Source organism: Streptomyces sp. NRRL F-5135 (genome assembly GCF_000719775.1).
Lineage (GTDB): Bacteria > Actinomycetota > Actinomycetes > Streptomycetales > Streptomycetaceae > Streptomyces > Streptomyces hebeiensis.
Map to the genome: position 1 here is coordinate 1 of NZ_JOHR01000006.1, position 21,015 is coordinate 21,015.

Annotated in this window: 13 protein-coding genes and 1 pseudogene; 2 read left to right on the forward strand and 12 right to left on the reverse strand. The window is 70.6% G+C overall.

Annotated elements, in window-relative coordinates; all coding sequences use genetic code 11:
- Nucleotides 1–121: 121 nt before the first annotated feature.
- Nucleotides 122–478: pseudogene (locus IG02_RS42710) on the forward strand (NTP pyrophosphohydrolase); the annotation flags it as partial.
- Here the strand turns inward: IG02_RS42710 and IG02_RS39120 are convergent.
- The 10 genes from IG02_RS39120 to ngcE form a co-directional block, all read right to left on the reverse strand.
- Nucleotides 478–2,397: a glycosyltransferase family 39 protein gene (locus tag IG02_RS39120; protein ID WP_078854371.1), complete on the reverse strand. Its 1,920-nt coding sequence runs from the start codon at nt 2,395–2,397 to the stop codon at nt 478–480. The pseudogene IG02_RS42710 and the gene IG02_RS39120 sit on opposite strands and share 1 nt — an antisense overlap.
- Before the next feature lie 342 nt (nt 2,398–2,739).
- The gene (locus tag IG02_RS0110645) at nt 2,740–4,227 is read right to left on the reverse strand and encodes an amino acid permease (RefSeq protein ID WP_037802732.1); all 1,488 of its coding nucleotides are present in this window, start codon (nt 4,225–4,227) and stop codon (nt 2,740–2,742) included.
- A gap of 220 nt (nt 4,228–4,447) precedes the next feature.
- Nucleotides 4,448–6,352, reverse strand: a complete 1,905-nt coding sequence (gene dxs, locus IG02_RS0110650; protein ID WP_030744690.1) for a 1-deoxy-D-xylulose-5-phosphate synthase — start codon at nt 6,350–6,352, stop codon at nt 4,448–4,450.
- Nucleotides 6,353–6,806: 454 nt separating this feature from the next.
- Nucleotides 6,807–8,114, reverse strand: coding sequence for a sugar ABC transporter permease (locus IG02_RS0110655; RefSeq protein WP_030744692.1), 1,308 nt, complete (start codon nt 8,112–8,114; stop codon nt 6,807–6,809).
- Nucleotides 8,111–8,899 carry an ATP-binding cassette domain-containing protein gene (locus IG02_RS0110660; RefSeq protein WP_030744694.1) on the reverse strand — a complete coding sequence of 263 codons (789 nt, stop codon included), beginning with the start codon at nt 8,897–8,899 and terminating at the stop codon, nt 8,111–8,113. The genes IG02_RS0110655 and IG02_RS0110660 overlap by 4 nt, the downstream gene beginning before the upstream one ends.
- Nucleotides 8,900–9,363: 464 nt before the next feature.
- Nucleotides 9,364–10,464, reverse strand: coding sequence for a substrate-binding domain-containing protein (locus IG02_RS0110665; protein WP_030744696.1), 1,101 nt, complete (start codon nt 10,462–10,464; stop codon nt 9,364–9,366).
- Between the two features lie 155 nt (nt 10,465–10,619).
- On the reverse strand, nt 10,620–11,819 hold the full coding sequence (locus IG02_RS0110670) for an ROK family transcriptional regulator (protein WP_030744698.1): 1,200 nt from the start codon (nt 11,817–11,819) through the stop codon (nt 10,620–10,622).
- 342 nt (nt 11,820–12,161) lie between these two features.
- Nucleotides 12,162–13,145, reverse strand: a complete 984-nt coding sequence (locus IG02_RS0110675) for a carbohydrate ABC transporter permease (RefSeq protein WP_030744700.1) — start codon at nt 13,143–13,145, stop codon at nt 12,162–12,164.
- The gene (locus tag IG02_RS0110680) at nt 13,145–14,065 is read right to left on the reverse strand and encodes a carbohydrate ABC transporter permease (RefSeq protein WP_030744702.1); all 921 of its coding nucleotides are present in this window, start codon (nt 14,063–14,065) and stop codon (nt 13,145–13,147) included. Before IG02_RS0110680 ends, IG02_RS0110675 begins: the two co-directional genes overlap by 1 nt.
- 172 nt (nt 14,066–14,237) lie before the next feature.
- A complete protein-coding gene (gene ngcE, locus IG02_RS0110685) occupies nt 14,238–15,767 on the reverse strand; it encodes an N-acetylglucosamine/diacetylchitobiose ABC transporter substrate-binding protein (protein ID WP_078854373.1) in 1,530 nt (509 codons plus the stop codon).
- A 564-nt stretch (nt 15,768–16,331) separates the two neighbouring features.
- Here ngcE and IG02_RS0110690 point away from each other — a divergent pair.
- Nucleotides 16,332–20,171, forward strand: coding sequence for a GH92 family glycosyl hydrolase (locus IG02_RS0110690; RefSeq protein ID WP_030744707.1), 3,840 nt, complete (start codon nt 16,332–16,334; stop codon nt 20,169–20,171).
- Between the two features lie 156 nt (nt 20,172–20,327).
- Here IG02_RS0110690 and IG02_RS0110695 read toward each other — a convergent pair whose 3' ends face one another.
- Both IG02_RS0110695 and IG02_RS0110700 read right to left on the reverse strand, forming a co-directional pair.
- The gene (locus IG02_RS0110695) at nt 20,328–20,636 is read right to left on the reverse strand and encodes a helix-turn-helix domain-containing protein (RefSeq protein WP_051764809.1); all 309 of its coding nucleotides are present in this window, start codon (nt 20,634–20,636) and stop codon (nt 20,328–20,330) included.
- Complete coding sequence (locus tag IG02_RS0110700; RefSeq protein WP_051764811.1) at nt 20,633–20,992, reverse strand: type II toxin-antitoxin system RelE/ParE family toxin; 360 nt, start codon at nt 20,990–20,992, stop codon at nt 20,633–20,635. Before IG02_RS0110700 ends, IG02_RS0110695 begins: the two co-directional genes overlap by 4 nt.
- Nucleotides 20,993–21,015: the final 23 nt, after the last annotated feature.

Consider the following 21,015-nt stretch of genomic DNA (forward strand, 5'->3'; position numbering starts at 1 on the left):
ACGACTCCGACAACGCGGCAGGGGGCACCTCCCAGCGGTAGCTGGGGGAGTGCGTGCCAGGCGTCGCGAGCCAGGCGGGACTTTCGAAACACGCCCTAGGGTGCTGAGGGTGCGAACTCGGATGATCGTCGATGCGGCGAATGTGGTCGGTTCCGTCCCGGACGGGTGGTGGCGCGACCGGTACGGGGCGGCCGAGCGGCTGCGTGACGCGCTCGTGCCGTACGCCGGACAGGGAGTGGCGGGGCAGCCCGGGCCCCTGGACGTCGTGCTGGTCGTGGAGGGCGCGGCCCGGGGCGTCGGGTCCGTGCCCGGGGTGCGGGTCGAGGCGGCGGAGGGCAGCGGGGACGACCTGATCGTGGAGCTGGCGGCGCGGGCGGCGGAGGAGGGGGCCGGGTGCCTGGTGGTGACGGCGGACCGGGAGCTGCGCCGACGGGTGGCCGCGCACGGAGCGCGGTGCGCCGGCCCCCGGACCGTACGTCAGCGGCCGGGGCCGGTCGAGGCCGATGCCGATGCCGGGTCCGCCGAGGCCGCGGGGCCCGCCGACGGCGCCGGGACGGCCGGTGGGCCCGAGACTCCCGAGGCTCCCCGGGCACCGGAGGGTCCCGGGACTCCAGGCGCCGGTGGCCCCTCGGACGAGCGCGCGTAGAGCACCGCCCCGTCGACCGTGCCCGGCAGGGGTTCGTAGTGCAGGGCCAGCAGAGCGCGCAGGGTGGGCAGCCGGTCCGGGGCGAAGGGCTTGCCCCGGGAGTCGTCGACGATCAGAGCGGGGGGCCGGTCGCGCAGCTCGGCGGCGAGGACGGGCCAGGTGCCGGGCACGGCGTACGCCTCACCGACCTGGGGGCCGTCGCGGCCGCCGCTGTAGTTGGTGAGCAGTCCGGCCGTCAGATAGCGGCTGGCGGGGGCGCGGTCGGCCAGCCAGTACGTCTCGGGGTGCATGCCCCAGACGAGGATCCGGTCGGTGGCGGCCGTACGGGCCCGTACGGCGTCGGCGAGGCGCTGGGCGTGCCCGAGTTCGGGGCGGGGCGCGAGCAGGCCCCAGGCGAGGAAGACCCCGCCGGCGCAGGCGGTGGTGAGCACCGCGGACGCGATCCGGTCGGCGGGCAGCCGGTGGAGGGCGGCGGTCGCCAGCAGCACCAGCGGGGGCAGGAGTTGCAGGAAGTAGTGGCCGAAGAAGTGGAAGCCCGCCAGCACGGCGGTGGCGGAGGCGCCGAGCCAGAGCCGGAGGTCGGCGACGCCCGGGTCGGCGCGTGCCGCCGCGCGGCGCGGGTTCGCGTCCGGGTCCCGGGGGCCGCCGGTGCCGTCCGTTTCCGGGCCGGGCGGCCGGGGCGGACGGGAGCAGGCGCGCAGGACGTGGGGCAGCAGGCCCGCGCAGGCGAGGCAGAGCAGGGCGGTGTTGGCCAGGCCGCGGGCCAGGACGTGCAGTTCGGAGCCGGTGAAGGCGGCGTACGCGCCGGAGCCGGTGACCGTCCAGAACAGGAAGCCCGAGGGGCTGGTGAGCAGGGCGGCGGCGAGGACGGGCAGGACGAGCCCGGCCAGCAGCAGGGCCGTGTCACGGCCCCGGGACGCGAAGCGGGGGGCCGGCCGAGCGCCGGCCCGCTGTTCGGGGCCGGCCGGCAGGCGGCCGGCCCCGTGCCCGAGGGCGGACACGGGGTGCCCGCGCGGCGCCGTACGCGACGGTGAGGGGCGGAAGAGCAGCCACAGGACCGGGACGAGGACCGCGCCGCCCGTCTGCTTCGTCAGCACCGCGCCCGCGGCGGCGAGGCCCGCGGCGCCCCAGCGGCCCCGCCCCGCGCACCACACCGCGGCGACCGTGAACGGCAGTATGAAGACCTCGAACGTGGCGGCCTGGGTGTCCTCGGGGTTGAGGCCGATGGACACGGGCGGGTACAGCACGCCGGCGACGCGGCCTGCCCGGTCGCCCCAGCGGTCCCGGGCGACGGCCGCCAGCAGGGCGGCGGTGGCCAGCACGGCGAGGGCCGAGAGGGCCTTGACCGCGTACGGGAATCCGCCGCCGAACAGCAGCAGGGCGGCCTGGTACAGCCACGGCAGCAGGGGCGGTTTGCGGTCGACGACCGTCTCGTACAGCGCGCCGCCGTCGGCCAGTATCCGGGCCTGGACGGCGAGATAGCCCTCGTCGGGATTCCAGAGCGGGTGCCGGAGGGACGGCAGCCGGGTGACGAGGACGAGCAGCGCGAGGACGGGCAGCAGCCCGCGCCAGTACCGGGGGCCACGACCGGTCCGACGGTCCGGCGTCCGTACGGGACGGGGGCGGTGTGTCCGTACGGGACGGGCGCCGGGTGTGCGTACGGCCGGCGCACGCGCGGGGCGTGCGTCGCGGGGCCGCGTGGGACGGGGGGCGTGCGGCCGCAGGGTGGACGGCGGCGGCTGGGCGGGCATGCGGCACGGTAACCGGCCTCGTGTCCGTGTCCGGGCAGGACATACGAGGCCGGGCGAGTGAGCGGCACGACCGGACGAAACGGGTGATCCTCGCGGCACCGGCGTTGTCCGGCCGGACAGGACGGCCAGGACGGGACCGCCGGGGCAGGACCTGACGCCAGGCCGGCACCGATCCGCCCGGCACCGGCAGACCGACGCCGGCACCGCCGTGCCGGTCCTGACGCCAGGCCGCCAGGAACGGCAAGCACCGCCTCGGCCGTCTCGTCCGGCACCTCCTCGGCGAGGTCGGGCCGGGCGTCGACGACGTGCCTCGTATCGGCGGCCATGAGCCGCACCTGGGCCTCAGTCCTGCGCCCGACCGGGGACTTCCGACGGCCTCCGGTCCAGCCGGCTGTGGCCGCGTCCGTAGGCGAAGTAGACGATGACGCCGATGGCCATCCAGATGCCGAACCGGAGCCAGGTCTCCGCGGGCAGGTTGAGCATCAGCCAGAAGGAAGCGAGGACGGACGCGATCGGCAGGTAGGGCACCAGCGGGGTACGGAACGAGCGGTGCAGGTCGGGCCGGGTCCGGCGCAGGACGATCACGCCGAGCGCGACCACGACGAACGCGAAGAGCGTGCCGATGTTGACGAGTTCGGCCAGTTCCTCGATGGAGGTGAAGCCGGCGACGACCGCGACGAGCAGCCCGAGCAGCAGCGTGGAGCGGTACGGCGTGCCGAAGCGCGGGTGGACGTGCGAGAACGTCCGGGGCAGCAGTCCGTCCCGGCTCATCGCGAAGAACACCCGGGTCTGCCCGAGGAGCAGGATCATGCAGACCGAGGTGAGGCCGACGGCCGCGCCGAAGCTGATGACACCGGCCCAGAAGGGATGGCCGACGGCCTTGAAGGCGTCGGCGAGCGGAGCGTCCACCGACAGGTCGGTGTAGTGCTGCATCCCGGTGACGACGAGGGAGACCGCCACGTACAGGACGGTGCAGATGAAGAGGGATCCGAGGATGCCGCGCGGGACGTCGCGCTGCGGCAGCCGGGTCTCCTCGGCGGCGGTCGCGACGATGTCGAAGCCGATGAAGGCGAAGAAGACGACGGCGGCGGCGGTGAAGATGCCCATCACGCCGAAGTTGCTGGGCGTGAAGCCGATCATGAGCTGGATGATCGGCGCGGTGAGGCCGCTGCCGCCGGAGCTGGGCTCGGAGGGCGGGATGAAGGGCCGGTAGTTGGCGCCGTTGACGAGGAACGCGCCCACGATGATCACGAGCAGGACGACGGTGACCTTGATCCCGACGATCACGCTGGTGACCCGGGAGGACAGCTTCATCCCGGCGACGAGGACGCCGGTGAGCACGACGACGAGGAGGAAGGCGAGCAGGTCGAAGCCGAACTTCCCGTCGTGGGTGCCGGACAGGACCTCCGGCATGCTCGCCCCGGCGTTGTCCAGCAGGGCGCGCACATAGCCGGACCAGCCGACCGCGACGACGGCGCAGCCCAGGGCCAGTTCCAGGACGAGGTCCCAGCCGATGATCCAGGCGGGCAGTTCGCCGAGCGAGGCGTAAGAGAAGGTGTACGCGGACCCCGCGACCGGCACCGTGGAGGCGAACTCGGCGTAGCACAGGGCGGCCAGCGCGCAGACGACTCCGGCGACGACGAAGGAGAGGGCGGTGGCGGGGCCCGCGTTCTGCTTGGCGACGACGCCGGTCAGGACGAAGATGCCGGTGCCGATGATGACTCCGACGCCGAAGACCGTGAGATCCAGCGCGGAGAGGGTCTTCTTGAGCGCGTACTCGGGTTCCTCGGTGTCCCGGATGGACTGCTCGACGTTCTTCGTCCGGAACATGCCTCTCCCGGCAGGGCCCGGTTCCTGCTGCGTACTCACCGGCGTACCTCCGTGTGCGCGTCGTTCCGGCGGTGGCCGCCGGGCCGTCGGATGGTCCCCGCGATGAAGCGAGATGGTGCGGAGCCCGACTACCCTGCTCAGCTTTTTTTCACACATATGGGCCGGTCACTCCGCCGGGAGAGGGCGGACCGACCGGCCCATGCGCACACGTGGGGGACTCTCAGTCGCGGGCGGCCTCCGCCGCGTCGATCAGCCGGCCGTCCAGGCGGGCGACCAGGCCGGTGACCTGGCGTGCGATGTCCGGCGCGGTCAGTCCGATCTCGGCCATGACCTCCTTGCGGGAGGCGTGGTCGAGGAAGCGCGGCGGGATGCCGAAGTCGCGCAGCGGAACGTCGACCCCGGCGTCGCGCAGCGCCTGGGCGACGGCCGAACCGACGCCGCCCGCACGGCTGTTGTCCTCGACGGTGACGACCACGCGGTGCTGCTCGGCCAGCGGGGCGAGCGCCTCGTCCACCGGTTTGACCCAGCGCGGGTCCACGACGGTGGTGGAGATGCCCTGCTTGGCGAGGAGGTCCGCGATCTCCAGGCACATCGGCGCGAGCGCGCCGACGGAGACGAGCAGGACGTCCGCCGTGCCGTCCGAGGGCTTGCGCAGGACGTCCATGCCGCCGATCCGGCCGACGGCGGGGACCGCCGGGCCGACCGCGCCCTTGGAGAAGCGGACCACGGTCGGCGCGTCCTCGACCGCCACCGCCTCGCGCAGCTGGGCGCGCACCTGGTCGGCGTCGCGCGGCGCGGCGATCCGCAGCCCGGGCACGCACTGGAGGATCGACATGTCCCACATGCCGTTGTGCGAGGCACCGTCCGTGCCGGTGACACCCGCCCGGTCCAGTACGAAGGTGACCCCGCAGCGGTGCAGAGCGACATCCATCAGCACCTGGTCGAAGGCGCGGTTGAGGAAGGTCGCGTAGACCGCGAAGACCGGGTGGAGCCCGCCGGTGGCCAGGCCCGCGGCGGAGACCGCGCCGTGCTGTTCGGCGATCCCCACGTCGTAGACCCGGTCCGGGAACGTCTTGGCGAACTTGTCGAGGCCGACCGGCTGGAGCATGGCGGCCGTGATGGCGACGATGTCGTCGCGCTCGGTGCCGAGCCTGACCATCTCCTCGCCGAAGACCGAGGTCCAGTCCAGCCCGGAGGAGGCGATCGGCAGACCGGTGTCGGGGTGGATCTTGCCGACGGCGTGGAAACGATCCGCCTCGTCCTGGAGGGCGGGCTGGTAGCCGCGGCCCTTCTCGGTCAGGCAGTGCACGATGACCGGCCCGCCGAAGCGCTTGGCGCGCAGCAGCGCGGACTCCAGGGCCTCGATGTCGTGGCCGTCGATCGGCCCGACGTACTTCAGTCCGAGGTCCTCGAACATGCCCTGGGGGGCGATGAAGTCCTTGAGGCCCTTCTTGGCGCCGTGCAGGGTGCCGTAGAGGGGACGGCCGACGACCGGGGTGCGCTCCAGGAGGTCCTTGCCCCGGGCGAGGAAGCGCTCGTAGCCGTCGGTGGTGCGCAGGGTGGCCAGGTGGTTGGCGAGGCCGCCGATGGTCGGGGCGTACGACCGCTCGTTGTCGTTGACGACGATGACGAGGGGCCGGTCCTTGGCGGCGGCGATGTTGTTGAGCGCCTCCCAGGCCATGCCGCCGGTCAGCGCGCCGTCCCCGATCACCGCGACGACATGGTCGTCCTTGGCCAGCACCTCGTTGGCCTTGGCGAGGCCGTCGGCCCAGCCCAGGACCGTGGAGGCGTGCGAGTTCTCGATCACGTCGTGCTCGGACTCGGCCCGTGAGGGATAACCGGACAGGCCCCCCTTGCTCTTGAGCCGGGAGAAGTCCTGGCGGCCGGTGAGCAGTTTGTGCACGTACGACTGGTGGCCCGTGTCGAAGAGGACCTTGTCCTTCGGCGAATCGAACACGCGGTGCAGTGCGATGGTCAGCTCGACGACGCCGAGGTTGGGTCCGAGGTGGCCGCCGGTCTTCGACACCGCCTCCACGAGGAATGTCCTGATCTCAGCGGCCAGCTGCTCCAGCTGCTCGGGGCCCAGCCGATCCAGATCGCGCGGCCCGGTGACGCGGGACAGCAGCTCAGTGCCGTCTCCCGCCTCCGCGCTTGCCGGGCGCGCTTCGCGCGGCACCTGCTTCACTGTGCCTCCTTGCATGGGGAGCTGGTCGAGCTTGTCGATCCGCCGAGTCTAGTGTTCCGTTCGCGTGACGTGTCAGCGGGCAGTGCGTAGTGCGTCACCCGATCGGATGTATGGAGGTCATACCGTATGTATGTCATACAGACGGACGCCGCGGCGGTCGCCGAGGTTGCGTACGGCGCCTGACGGAGCATGAAGGAGCGCGGGGGCAGGGGGCCGGGGCCGGAGCTGGGTGACCACGGTCATACGAGGCCGAGTGACCACTGTCATACGCCGACGGTCCGGCCGGCCCAGGGCCGGCAGACCACGGCCCGGCAGCCGGCCGCCTGGTTCAGGTGCCGGGTGCCGGGCCGTGGGACGCCTCGGGTGGCGGAGTCCGAGGACCGGGCGGGACCCCTTAGGCGCGGCCCGCCGTCTTCTGGGTCTTCCTGGTGACCGAGTCGATGACGACCGTGGCCAGGAGCACACCGCCGGTGATCATGTACTGGGTCGGCGTCGCGATGCCCTGCAGGGCCAGCCCGTACTGGATCGACGTGATCACCATGACACCGAGCAGCGCGTTCCAGGTGCGGCCCCGGCCACCGAAGAGGCTGGTGCCGCCGATCACGGCCGCGGCGATGGCGTTCATCAGCAGGTCGCCGGTGCCGGCGCTCTGGTTGGCGGCGGCGATCTTGGAGGCGATGAAGAGGCCGCCGACGGCCGCGAACGTACCGGCGATCGAGTAGACCGAGACCCGGATCAGCGTGACGTTGATGCCGGCGCGACGGGACGCCTCGACGCTGCCGCCGAGGGCGAAGACCTTGCGGCCGTACGTGGTCCGGCGCAGCACGAAGTCGGTGAGGACCAGGACCGCCAGGAACACCACCACGGCCAGGGGCAGTCCCTTGTACTGGTTGAACATGAAGGCCGCGGCAAGGGCCACGACCGCGAGGGCCCCGGTGCGCAGCAGGGTCTCGTTGAGCGGCCGGGAGGGGATGCCCGCGGCGTCGCGGCGCCGGTTCTCCAGGAACGATGTCAGGAAGAACACCACGACCGCCAAGACGGCGAGCCCGTAGGCGGCCGCGATGTCGCTGAAGTAGTACGTGGTGAGCTGGGCGACCAGGCCCTCGGAGTCCAGGTTGATGGTGCCGTTGTCGCCGAGGACCTGGAGCATGAAGCCGAGCCAGAAGAGCAGGCCGGCCAGCGTGACGGCGAACGCCGGCGCGCCCAGGCGGGCGAAGAAGAAGCCGTGGATCGCGCCGATGACGGCGCCGGAGGCGATCGCGATCACGAGGGCCAGCGCCTCGTTCATCCCGTGCGTGACGCTGAGCACGGCGACGATCGCACCGGACACGCCGCTGACGGAGCCGACCGACAGGTCGATCTCGCCGAGCAGGAGGACGAAGACGATACCGACGGCGATCATGCCCGTACCGACCATGGCCACGGAGATGTTGCTGAGGTTCTCCGCGGACAGGAAGTTCGAGTTCAGGCTCTGGAAGATGGCGCAGATGACGATCAGGCCGACGACGACCGGGAGCGAGCCGAGGTCGCCGGCGCGCAGCTTGCGGCCGAACTCGGAGACGTAACCGGACAGGCCCTGCTCGCGCACCAGCAGCCGCGGGTCGACGGCGGTGACGGCGCCGTCGGCCGCGGCGGGCGCGTCCACGACGGCGGGCGCCGACGTGTCCTTGTCGAGCGACGTGGAGGTGTTGTCCGTACTCACTTCTGAACCTCCACGGTGCGCGAGGCGCGGCGGGTCACGGCGTTGTCCGTGGCGCCGGTGATGGCCGCGATGATCTCTTCCTGCGAGGTGGTCGCGACGTCGAAGACACCGTTGTTGGTGCCCAGCCGGAGCACGGCGACCTTGTCCGCGACCGCCTTGACGTCCGCCATGTTGTGGCTGATCAGCAGCACGGCGAGGCCGCGCTCGCGCAACCGCTCGACGAGGTCGAGCACTTGGGCGGTCTGTTCGACGCCGAGCGCGGCGGTCGGCTCGTCGAGGATGACCAGCTTGGGCTCGCCGAGCATGGACCGGGCGATGGCCACCGTCTGCCGCTGCCCGCCGGAGAGCGAGGCGATCGGGATGCGGACGCTCGGTATCCGGATCGACAGCGTCGTCAGCAGCTCGCGCGAGCGGCGCTCCATCTCGACCTCGTCCAGGACGCCCCACCTGCGGAGCTCACGGCCGAGGTAGAGGTTGCCGACGACGTCGATGTTGTCGCACAGCGCCAGGTCCTGGTAGACCGTCGCGACCCCCAGGTTCTGGGCGTCGTGCGGCTTGCCGATCGACACGGGCCTGCCTTCCCACTCGATGACGCCGTCATCGATGGGGTGTACGCCGGCGATGGTCTTCACCAGCGTGGATTTCCCGGCACCGTTGTCGCCGACCAGGGCGACCACTTCACCGGGGTGGACCTCAAGCTCTACGTCGGTGAGCGCCTGGACGGCACCGAATCGCTTGGAGACCCCGCGCAACGCCAGCACGGGCGTAGCGGTCACGTGAACCATCTCCTTCGCCGCCTGACCGGCGGGGATGCCGCGCCGGGGTGGAGGCGCGGTGGTTGAGGGGGGAACAGAGGAGGAGGGGGGAGGGGTACGGGGTGGGGCGGCCCCGCCGCTTCCCGCGCGGCGCGTGCCGCGGCGGCCGGGTGGGTCCGTCCGGCGCCCCGCTCCAGCCGCGGGGCGTGGACGGGCGGGGCGCCGACAGGCTTCACGGGGCCGGAGCGGTGGTGCCCCGGGGACGGCGGTAAGGGTCCCGCCGGCCGTCCCGCCGAGCGGTCACGACCACCGGGGCCCGCCCGGGTCCGCCGACGCGCCCCGCGGCGGGCCGGGGGCGAGGGCGGCGTACCCGTGCGACGGACACGGCGTGACGGCCGGGACAGGACGGGGCGGCGGGACGGACCGGACGTGCCGGTGGCGCGCAGACGGCGTACCGGCCGCGTACCGACCACGTACCCGCCACCGCCTGCCGGTTACTTCAGACCGACCGAGTCGCAGGCCGCCTTGTACGAGGCGGTGCAGATCTCACCGGCCGTGTAGATACCGTCCTTGATCACGGTCTCCTGGATGTTGTCCTTGGTCAGCGAGACGACCGGGACCAGGACCGCCGGGATGCCCTTGGTGGTCTCGCTGTCGACCGTGTCCTTGGCGATGGAGTCGAGCTTCTCGCCCTTGGCCAGCGCGACGGCCATCTCGGCGGCCGTGGCGGCCTCCTTGGGGTAGGACTTGTAGACGCTCATGTACTGCTCGCCCGCGACGATGCGCTGCACGGCGGAGAGCTCGGCGTCCTGGCCGGTGACCGGCGGGAGCTTGCTGAGACCGGCCCCCTTGAGGGCGGTGATGATGCCGCCGGCCATGCCGTCGTTGGCGGAGTAGACGCCGACGATCTTGTCCTTGCCGAGGGCGGAGATCGCCGCCTCCATGTTGGCGTTGGCGTTCTGCGGCTTCCACTCCTTGGTGTCGTACTCCTTGCCGACGTTCACCTTGCCGTCGAGCACGGAGTGGGCGCCCCGCTTGTAGTCCGCGGCGTTCGGGTCGGTGATGGCACCGTTCATCATCACGACCTGGCCCGACTTGGCCTTGCCGCCCAGCGCCTCCAGCAGGGCCTTGCCCTGCACCCGGCCGACCTCGGCGTTGTCGAAGGAGGTGTACGCGTCGATGGGTCCCTGCGCGAGCCGGTCGTAGGCGACGACCGGTATGCCCGCGTCCTTGGCCTTCTTGACCGAGCCCGCGATGGCCTTGAAGTCGACGGCGTCCACGATGAGCGCGTCGACCTTGTTGGTCACCATCGTGTCGACCTGCTGGGTCTGCAGGGTCGCGTCCTGCTTGGCGTTGGCGTAGACGACCTTGCCCTTGCCCTCGGTGAGCTCGCTGACCCGCTTCTCGATCAGCGGCTTGTCGAACTTCTCGTACCGGGCGGTCTCGTTCTCCGGAAGCAGCAGGCCGATCGTGATCGGGCCCTTGTTGTCCGCCTTGGACTCCTCCGCCTTGTCGCCGGACTCCTTGGCGCTGCCACAGGCGGCGAGGGAGACGGCCATCGCGGTGGCGACCGTGGCCACGGCGGCACGACGCATCGTTGCGTTCACTTCACTAACCTCCCTGACGAGGCCGCGTCGTTGCGGCCGAGGTGGCTGGAAGTCAACTCGGCTCCGGGGGCAGCGTCAAGGAGTAAATCCTTAACGAGATGACAACGGTGCCATTCGTTATCTAAGTGAAGGCACTTTCTTGTCTAAGTAAAGGCGGGCGCCCCGGCTGTCAGGGCACCCTCCAGCAGGGTGGAGTCACCCATCTCGCTCAGCACGAGGGCGAGCGCGCCGAGCACCTCGGCCCGGCCGCCCAGGGCTCCGGGCAACACGGTGAGCTGGCGCGCCGCGCTCGGGATGGCGTAGCGGGAGACCGACTCCCGGATGGGCGCGAGCACCAGCTCGCCTGCTTCCGCGAGGTCCCCGCCGAGCACCACCCGGCTCGGGTTCAGCAGGTTGCACAGGTTCGCCACGCCGCTGCCCACGTGGCGGCCGACGTCCGCGACGACGCGGCGGCAGCCCGGGTCGCCCTCCCGGGCCAGCTGTACGACCCGTTCCATGGTCAGGTCGGCGCCGTGGCCCGGCCGGAGGAGCGGCAGGACGTAGCGGGCCGCCGTGAACGTCTCCAGGCAGCCGCGGTTCCCGCACCGGCACACGGGGCCCGACTCGTCCAGCGTGATGTGGCCGATCTCGCCCGCCGTGCCGCCGGGGCCCCGGTAGACCCGGCCGTCGATCACCAGTCCGGCGCCGACCCCGCTGGCCACCTTGATGTACGCCAGGTCCCCGACCCCCCGGCCGCTCCCCCAGACCAGTTCGCCGAGCGCGCCGAGGTTGGCGTCGTTGTCGACGTACACCGGCACGCCGAGGCGCCGGGACAGCTCGTCGCCGGGGTTGATGCCGGTCCAGCCCGGCAGGATGGAGGTGGAGCCCAGCGTGCCGGACTCGACGTCTATGGGCGCCGGCACGCCGAGGCCGACCCCGACCACCTTCTGGCGGCTGATGCCGGTGGTGACGATCAGCCGCTCGACCATCGCCTCGGCCCGGCCGAACCCCTCGGCGGACGAGGCGTCCACGTCCAGCGGCTCGGCCTCCTCGGCCAGCACCTGGTGGGCGAGGTTGCCGACGGCCACACGCAGGTGGGTGTGGCCGAAGTCGACGCCGATGACGATGCCCGCGTCCCCGCTCAGCGAGACGCTGCGGGCCCGGCGGCCGCCCGCCGAGGTGGGGGTGACCTCGACCGTGCCGCCGTCCTTGAGCTCGCGCACGATGTTGGAGACCGTCGCCGCCGACAGGCCCGTGCTCCGGGCGATCTCCGCCTGGGTGAGCGAGCCGGCCATGCGCACCGCGCGCACGACCCGCTCGAGGTTGGCCCGGTGCAGAGACGACTGCGACCCTGGAGTCCGCACGGTTGATCCACTCCTGCCCTTGACGGACGGCACGACCACCGCCGCCGACCGGGGCCGCGCCCATGAGACCCCGATGTATCTCCAACTTGTGAACTCTAAGCTCAGCGTTCGGGGGAGCATCCCGTCAAGGGCTTGAGCGAGTACCGACCAGTAGGAACAAGGGATCGACGCGATTGGTCCGGACCAAGAGCCCCGGAGGAGGGCCTCGACGCACGGACCGGGGTGGCCGCTTGCTGCTCGGTGCTCGGTGCTCGGTGCTCGTATCAGGCTCGTATCGGTGCCTGCGTATCGGTGCCCGCACCGGTGCTTGTTCCGGTGCGGGCATCGGTGCTCGTACGACGGCTACTTCAGCGCGCCCGCCGTCAGCCCGGCCACCACCTGCCGCTGGAAGGCGATGTACGTGGCGAGCACGGGCAGCATCGCCATCACCAGGCCGGCGAACAGACCGGACCAGTCGCCCTTGTACCCCTGGCTGACGGCGAGTTGGACCAGCCCCTGGGAGAGCACCTTCTTGTCGGGGTCGGTGTTGAGCACCGTGGGCAGCAGGTACTGGTTCCACTGCCCGAGGAAGTTGAAGATGCCGACGCTGATCAGGCCGGGCTTGGCCATCGGCAGCATCACCTGGAAGAAGGTCCGGGTGTGCGAGGCGCCGTCGATCAGCGCCGCCTCCGCCACCGACGTGGGCAGCGTGCGGAAGAACGACGTCAGGAAGAAGACGGTGAACGGCAGCGAGTAGGCGATGTAGACGAGGATCAGGCCGTGGATCGTGTTCAGCAGCCCGATGTTGTTCATGACGTAGAAGAGCGGGACCAGCGCCAGCATCACGGGGAAGCTCATTCCCCCGATGAACAGGTAGTAGATGAACCGGTTCCCGGGGAAGTCGAAGCGCGCCAGCACATAGGCGGCCATCGAGCCCAGCAGCAGCGTCCCGACCAGTGAACCGGCCACCACCACGATCGTGTTGAGGAAGTAGTCGCTCATGTGCGCCTGGGTCCAGGCCCGCGACCAGTTCTCGAAGCGCAGCGTGTCCGGCAGTGACCAGGGCGAGGAGAGGATGGACGTGTCGTCCTTGAAGGACGACAGCACGGCCCACAGCAGCGGCATCACGACCAGGAAGGCCCAGACGACGAGGATGCCGTGCGAGAAGACGTTGAGGACCCCGCCGGTCCGCTCCCCCCTCGTCCCGCTCCCCCGGGCGCCGCCGCCGGGTCCCCCGCTCGCTCCCACCGCGCCCGGGGCGGTCCGCTCCTTCGCCGGGCCGACGCCGGCGCCGGGGCCGGGCGGCGGGTCCGTACCGGCCGGCGGAGGGGTGTCAGTGGTCTTCATCAGTACTCCAGCCGCTCGCGCCGGCCCAGCCGCATCACGAGGGCGGCGAAGGCCAGCGTGACCACGAGCAGGGCGACACCGATCGTGGTCGCATAGGCCGCCTGACCGTCGCGGAACGCCTTCTGGTAGACGAGCAACGTCAGGACGTTGGTGGACTCCGCGGGGCCGCCGGGCCCCACGGTCATGATCTGGACGACCGCGAAGGACTCCGCGCCCAGGGCGAGGATGCCCATGTAGACCCACCCGGACTGCACCGTGTCCCACAGCAGCGGCAGGGTGATGCGGAAGAAGGTGGTGACACGGTTCGCGCCGTCCAGCAGCGCCGCCTCGTAGAAGTCCTTCGGAATGGACGCCATGCCCGCGGAGAACAGGACGACGAAGAACCCCGTCGTGCTCCACACCAGGACGGCCATCACACACCACAGGGCGAGCTTCGGATCGCCCAGCCACTCCGGCCGCGCGTCCACGCCGAGCGCGCCGAGCGCGGAATTCACCGCGCCGCTGTTCGGGTTGTACGCGAACTGGAACAGCAGGGCGACGATCGCGATCGAGAGAACCTGCGGGAAGAAGTAGACGATCTTGTAGAACGAGGAGCCGCGGACCCCCGTGACGGCGACTCCCTTACGGCCGCGCCCGCCGACGTTCAGCATGAACGCGAAGAAGAGCGCCAGCCCGAGCACGACGACCGGCAGCAGCAGCGCGAACAGCAGGCTGTGCTGGAGCGACTTCCAGAACGTGCCGTCGTCGAGCATGCGGGTGTAGTTGTCGAAGCCGACCATCGCGAAGTCCGGGCTCAGACCGGTCCAGTCGGTGAAGGAGTAGTAGATCGACTGGACGAACGGCCAGATGACGAACAGCGCGTAGAGCGCGAGAGGGGCTGCCAGGAACCCCACGATGAAACGGTACTTGCCGTGTTGCATGTCTCCCGACCCCGAATCTCCGGCGGGTTGCGCCGTGGTGCGCCGGCGGCCCGTTGTGCCGGGCCGGGGCCGTGCGCCCCCCGGTGGGGTCCCACGGCCGCTGTGCCGGGCCCGGCCGGGCCGGCCCCGTGCGGAGCCGGCCCCGGCCAGGACCGTGATCTCGTAAGCTCCGTTACCGGTGCTTGTAGTGCTTGACGGAGCTGTCCTTGGCCACGGCGTCGGCGTACTCCTGGCACTTCTTGATGGCCTCGGCCGGTGTCATCCGGCCCGCCATCATCTCGCCGATCGCACCCGCGCCGATCTTCTCCTTCTGCAGGGCCACGTACCAGTCCTGGAGGCGCGGGTTGAGCACGTTGTCGCCCGCCTTGGCCAGCGCCTCCTCCCCGGACTTGAGCGCCGAGGAGAGGGCGAGGCCGTCCGTGCCACCGTTGAAGGAGCTCAGCGACTTCACCTTGCTGGTGAAGTTCTTCGACGACTCCTCGCTGAGCATGATGCGCAGCTGCTCCATGCCGCCGTCCGGGTTCTTCGAGTGGGCCGGTACGACGAAGGGCTCACCGCCCGACGCCCAGAGCGTGCCGAACGGCAGCTTGTCCGAGCTGTCCAGGCTGGAGGGCGCGGCCACCTTCATCTCGAAGTCCTTGGGCGTGGTGGACGCCGCCTCGTTCTCCACCCAGGAGCCGTTCGGGATGAACAGCGCCTTGCCCTCGGTCCAGGCCGTCTGCGACTGGATGTGGTCCAGCCCGGGCGTGCCCTGGAGGATGTACCCCTTCTTGAACAGCTCGTAGTACGCCTCGAAGCCGGCCTTGACGGCCGGGTGCTTCCAGGCGTTCGGCTCCAGGTTGTCGATCGCTTCGAGGACCTCGCGGCCCCCGATCTTGCCGATGAACGGGTAGAGCGAGAAGGGGACGTAGTACGGGTACTTGCCGGCGTACGTCCAGCCCGCGATGCCCTTCTTCTTGGCCTTCGCACAGAGCGCCAGCATCGCGTCCCAGGTTTCGGGGTACTCCGCGTCCAGCTTGTCGAGCGCGGTCTGCGAGTACCAGACGCCGTACACCATGTAGGCGTAGTACATGATCCACACCGGATCGCCGTCGAACTGGCCCATCTCGACGACCCCGGGCCGCAGCGTGTCGCGCACCTTCTTGGCCGGGTCGTCGTACGAGGGGGCGTCCAGCAGCGGGGTGAGGTCCGCGAGTTGCTTCTTGCCGACGAGGACGCCCATGTCCATCTGCTCGGCGCCCGAGTTGTCGATCAGGTCGGGCGGGGTGCCGCCGTTGAAGCGCGGCTGGAGCGTGGACTGGATCTTCTGGGTCGAGCTGAACGTGACCTTGGCCTTCGGGTAGGTCTTCTCGTACACCTTGACGGCGTCCTGGGCGTACTCCGTACCGAAGCCACCGTCGAACAGGACGAATTCCAGCGGCGCGGAGCCGTTCACGCCGAGGGGGTTCTTCTCGGTCTTCTCCCCCTTGTCGACCTGCTTGTCCGTACCGCCTGAGCCGCTGGCGCAGGACGCCAGGAAGCCCGTCGTCGGCACGGCGGCCAGGCCGATCGCCGCGGACCGCTTGATGACGTCGCGCCGGCCGAGCCCCCCGGTGACCGCGGGGCCCCCGTTCGCGCCACCGGCGCCGCCGATCGTTCCGGAGCCCGTGCCGTGGTCGGAACGTCCCCGGCCCTCGTCGTTTCGAGCGGTGGTGGATCCCATGCTCAAGTCCTCGCCTTCTCCAGGACTCAGGCGGTGTACCGGTCGCCCGTCCTTCTCTTCTGAGGCGAAGGGCCCCGCCACCGCGGTCAATTGAAGCCAGCGCCGCTCCTTGACGGACAAGCCTTGCCGGTCACGGCACCAGGTCGTGCAGGACAACCGCGCGGAAACTCGATGACCGTGCGGATCGCGCGCCATCACATCACTTGGGCGGACGCCGACAGGTATAGTCCACTTCCCGCCAGTGGGGCAAGATCGAAAGCGCTTCGGGGCGGCAGTCTTTCCCTAGTTGAGACCAAAGGGTGAGAACTCTCGGGCGTTCGCCGGTCCGCCGATCACGGATTCGATCGCGCCCCGACCGCGTCTTCGGCGCCCGGCGGCCCTGCGCGCCCGACCCGGCGGCCCTACGCCCCGCCCGACGGTCCGTACGCGCCCCGGCTCCCGTCCGGCGGTACCGCTCGAGTTCCGGACAACACCCTTGACACCACTGCCCACTTGGCCCCTACTGGTCCCTGCGCCCCCGTTTGACAACGTTGTCCGACTCGGTACGCAGGAGGAAGGCTCGGTATGCAGTTCAGAACCGGACCCCGGCACAGACATCGGCAGGCGGCCGCCCTGGTGGCGGCCGTTTCGCTGCTCGTCGTGACCGCACCGTCCGCTGCCCTGGCACAGTCCGCAACGTCGCCGTCGAAGAATACGAAATTCGGTTCGTCCTTCGAAGAAGGTGATCCGCAGCCCGACTGGCGCAACACCGTGGAGGTGGGACCCGACGGAGAAAAGCGGGCATCCGGTGTCGAGGGCGGTTTCAGTCAGGGAATTCCGGGCAATGTCACCGGCCGGGTGGTGGATCTGCGCGCCAGCGGCGAGAACACCGGCGGCGGTGAGACCAAGGAAAACCTGATCGACGTACAGTCGAGCACGAAATGGCTGGCGTTCGCGCCCACCGCCTGGGTCGAGTTCGACCTGGACGAGCCGGTCAAGGTCGTCCGTTACGCCCTGACGTCGGCGAACGACCACGCCGAGCGCGACCCGAAGGACTTCACGCTCCAGGGGTCGGCCGACGGCAAGGAGTGGCGGGAGCTGGACTCCCGTACGGGCCAGTCCTTCCCCGAGCGGTTCAAGACCACGTCGTACGACCTGGACAACACGACCGCGTACCAGCACTACCGGCTGAACATCACTGCCAACAACGGCGCCTCGGACGCGGTCCAGTTGGCCGACGTCCAGTTCTCCGACGGCTCCACGGACGTGCCCGGGCCCGAGGACATGCGCACCCAGGTGGACCGCGGCCCGACGGGCTCCCCCACCGCCAAGGCCGGCGCCGGGTTCACGGGCGTACGGGCGCTGAAGTACGCCGGTACGCACCGGCCGGACGGGCGCGCCTACTCGTACAACAAGGTCTTCGACGTCCAGGTGGCCGTCCGGCGCGACACCGCGCTGTCGTACCGGATCTACCCGGCCATGGGCGAGACGGACCTGAACTACCCGGCCACCCATGTCTCGGTCGATCTCGCGTTCACCGACGGCACCTATCTGAGTGACCTGGGTGCCCTCGACGCGCACGGCGGGCGGCTGACCCCCGAGGGCCAGGGCGCGGCCAAGCGGCTGTACGTCAACCAGTGGAATCAGGTCGATTCCCGGATCGGCTCGGTCGCGGCCGGCAAGACCGTGGACCGGATCCTCGTGGCGTACGACTCCCCCAAAGGCCCCGCCTCGTTCCAGGGCTGGGTCGACGACGTCTCGCTGGCCCCGAAGGCTCCGGAGAAGCGGCTGTCCCGGCTCTCGGACTACGCGTCCACGACCCGGGGCACCAACTCCAGCGGCTCCTTCTCGCGCGGCAACACCTTCCCGGCGACCGCCGTGCCGCACGGCTTCAACTTCTGGACGCCGGTGACCAACGCCGGTTCCACCAGCTGGCTGTACGAGTACGCGCGCGGCAACAACGCCGGCAACCGGCCGACGCTCCAGGCGTTCGCCGCCAGCCACGAGCCGAGCCCCTGGATGGGCGACCGGCAGACCTTCCAGCTGATGCCGTCGACCGCCGAGGGCACGCCCGACGCGTCGCGTACGGCGCGGGCGCTGCCCTTCCGGCACGAGAACGAGACCGCGAAACCGCACTACTACGGCGTGACGTTCGACAACGGCCTCAAGACCGAGCTGACGCCGACCGACCACGCGGCGATGATGCGGATCACCTATCCGGGCGAGAACGCGAGCCTCGTCCTGGACAACGTCTCCAACGCGGGCGGGCTGACCCTCGATCCGGCCACCCGTTCCTTCACCGGCTACTCGGACGTCAAGAGCGGCCTGTCAACCGGTGCCACCCGCATGTTCGTCTACGGCGTCCTGGACGCGCCGGTCACCGCGAGCGGCAAGCTGCCCGGGGGCGGTGGCGCGGACGTCACCGGCTACCTGCGCGTCGACGCGGGCCGCGACCGCACGGTCACCGTCCGGCTGGCGACCTCCCTGATCAGCGTCGACCAGGCGAAGAAGAACCTCGCCGACGAGATCCCGGCGGGCACCCGCTTCGAGCGGGTCGAGGACCGGGCGCAGGACGCCTGGGACACCGTCCTGCGACGGGTGACGGTGGAGGGCGCGGACCACGACCAGCTGACCACGCTCTACTCCAGCCTCTACCGGCTGTACCTGTACCCCAACTCGGGCTTCGAGAACACGGGGACGAAGGCGCACCCGAAGCACCAGTACGCCAGCCCCTTCTCGCCGAAGGCGGGCACCGACACGCCCACCCGGACGGGCGCGAAGATCGTCGACGGCGAGGCCTACGTCAACAACGGCTTCTGGGACACCTACCGCACGACCTGGCCCGCGTACTCCTTCCTCACCCCGAAGACGGCGGGCCGGCTGGTGGACGGCTTCGTCCAGCAGTACAAGGACGGCGGCTGGATTTCCCGCTGGTCCTCCCCCGGCTACGCCGACCTGATGACCGGCACCAGCTCGGACGTGGCCTTCGCGGACGCCTACGTCAAGGGCGTCGACTTCGACGCGGAGGCGGCGTACGACGCGGCGCTGAAGAACGCGACGGTGGTGCCGCCGAGCGCGGGCGTCGGCCGCAAGGGGATGGAGACCTCCCCCTTCCTCGGCTACGCCTCGACCGAGACGCACGAGGGCCTGTCCTGGTCGCTGGAGGGCTACCTCAACGACTACGGAATCGCCGAGATGGGCGAGAAGCTCTACCAGAAGACGAAGAAGAAGCGCTACCAGGAGGAGGCCGCGTACTTCCGCAACCGCGCCCGCAACTACGTCACGCTCTTCGACTCCAAGGCCGGCTTCTTCCAGGGCCGCAACGTGAAGGGCGACTGGCGGGTGCCCTCCGCCTCGTACGACCCGAGGGTGTGGGGCTACGACTACACGGAGACCAACGGCTGGGGCTACGCCTTCACCGCCCCGCAGGACTCGCGCGGCCTGGCGAACCTGTACGGCGGGCGCTCGGGCCTGGCGGACAAGCTCGACACGTACTTCGCGACGCCGGAGACGGCGGGGCGGGAGTTCGTCGGCTCCTACAACGGGGTCATCCATGAGATGACGGAGGCGCGCGACGTGCGGATGGGCATGTACGGCCACTCCAACCAGGTCGCCCACCACGTCACGTACATGTACAACGCGGCATCGCAGCCGTGGAAGACCCAGGAGAAGGTCCGCGAGGTCCTCTCCCGCCTCTACGTGGGCAGTGAGATCGGCCAGGGCTACCACGGCGACGAGGACAACGGCGAGCAGTCGGCCTGGTACCTGTTCTCGGCGCTCGGCTTCTACCCGCTGGTGATGGGCAGCGGGGAGTACGCGATCGGCTCGCCGCTCTTCACGAAGGCGACCGTGCGCATGGACAACGGCCGCACGCTGACGGTGAAGGCCCCTGAGAACAGCGAGAAGAATGTCTACGTCCAGGGCGTGAAGGTCAACGGCAAGACCTGGAACTCCACGGCCCTCCCGCACGAGGTGATCGCGCGCGGCGGCACCCTGGAGTTCGCGATGGGCCCGGAGCCGTCGGCCTGGGGCACGGGGAAGAACGCGGCACCCGTCTCAGTCACCACCGACGACAAGGTGCCCTCCCCGCGCACGGACGCGTTGACGGGCCCGGGCGCGCTCGCCGACAACTCCTCCCGCACGGAGGCGCCGGCCGAGTCGGTGGACCTGCCGGTCGCCTCGCCGACGAAGGCGGTCCAGTACACCCTGACCTCGGCCACGGCCGCGAAGGCCCCGACGTCCTGGACCCTCCAGGGCTCGGCCGACGGCACCACGTGGACCAACGTGGACACGCGGTCGGAGGAGTCCTTCACCTGGGACCGGCAGACCCGCGTCTTCACGGTGGCGAAACCGGGCACGTACGCGAAGTACCGCCTGGTGAGCGGGGCGACGTCGACGCTGGCGGAGGTGGAGCTGCTGCGGTAGCCCGGGCCCAGAGAAGGCCAGGGCAGGGCGGGACGAGGGGCACCGGATCACGAGGCCGGTGCCCCTTCGCCGTCCGGACGCCGCGGCGCGAGGTGGACCGTTCCCGACGTCAGCCCGTCTCGCGCCGCCTGATGCGTGCAGAGGTCCCCGCAGCGGTCAGGCGGCCCGCCCCTCGAAACGGAACTCCGGAGAAGCACGGGGATCGACCCGCGCCCCGGACTCCAGCGCCTCCGCCAGACGCTCGATGAGCTCGAGAGTGGGGTCGACCCCGCTCTCCTCGATACGGTCGATGTCCTCCTCGGCCATCCCTGCCCTGCCCGCCAGCTCAGCCGCGCTCCAGCCGAGGTCGGACCGCCGCTCGAAGACGGCCTGGGCGAAGTCCATGCGCCGCCCGGCCGCCCGGTACTCGGCGTCTTCGCGATGCTCCGGGGGCACCGACCACCTGGTGTGATATCCGCTGCTCATCCGTCCTCCTCCGCCCTACTGTAGACATCGTGGACCCCTGCGGGAGGGGGCTCGGCCTCACAGATCTTCCGTGCCTGTTGGGCTCGCACGACCTCGTTCGACTCCCGCATCCTCGTCTTCCGGAAGACAGTCAGGAGCACGGCTCTGCGCCCCGGTGCCAGCCAGTAGGTCACACGGACCGAACCGATGCGGAGTTCCCGTAATCCGTCGCCCAGATGGCTGCTCAGAGGGAAGGGCATCAAGGGGCCCTCAGCTGCCAAACGGTCGGCAAACCTCTCGGCCGCGCGATAGTCGGCGTGGTGAGCGTCCGGGGCTCCGGTGTCCGTGGTCGCGTTCCGGGCCACGGCGGACGCCATGACGCGCCGGGGGCCGTGCCTCG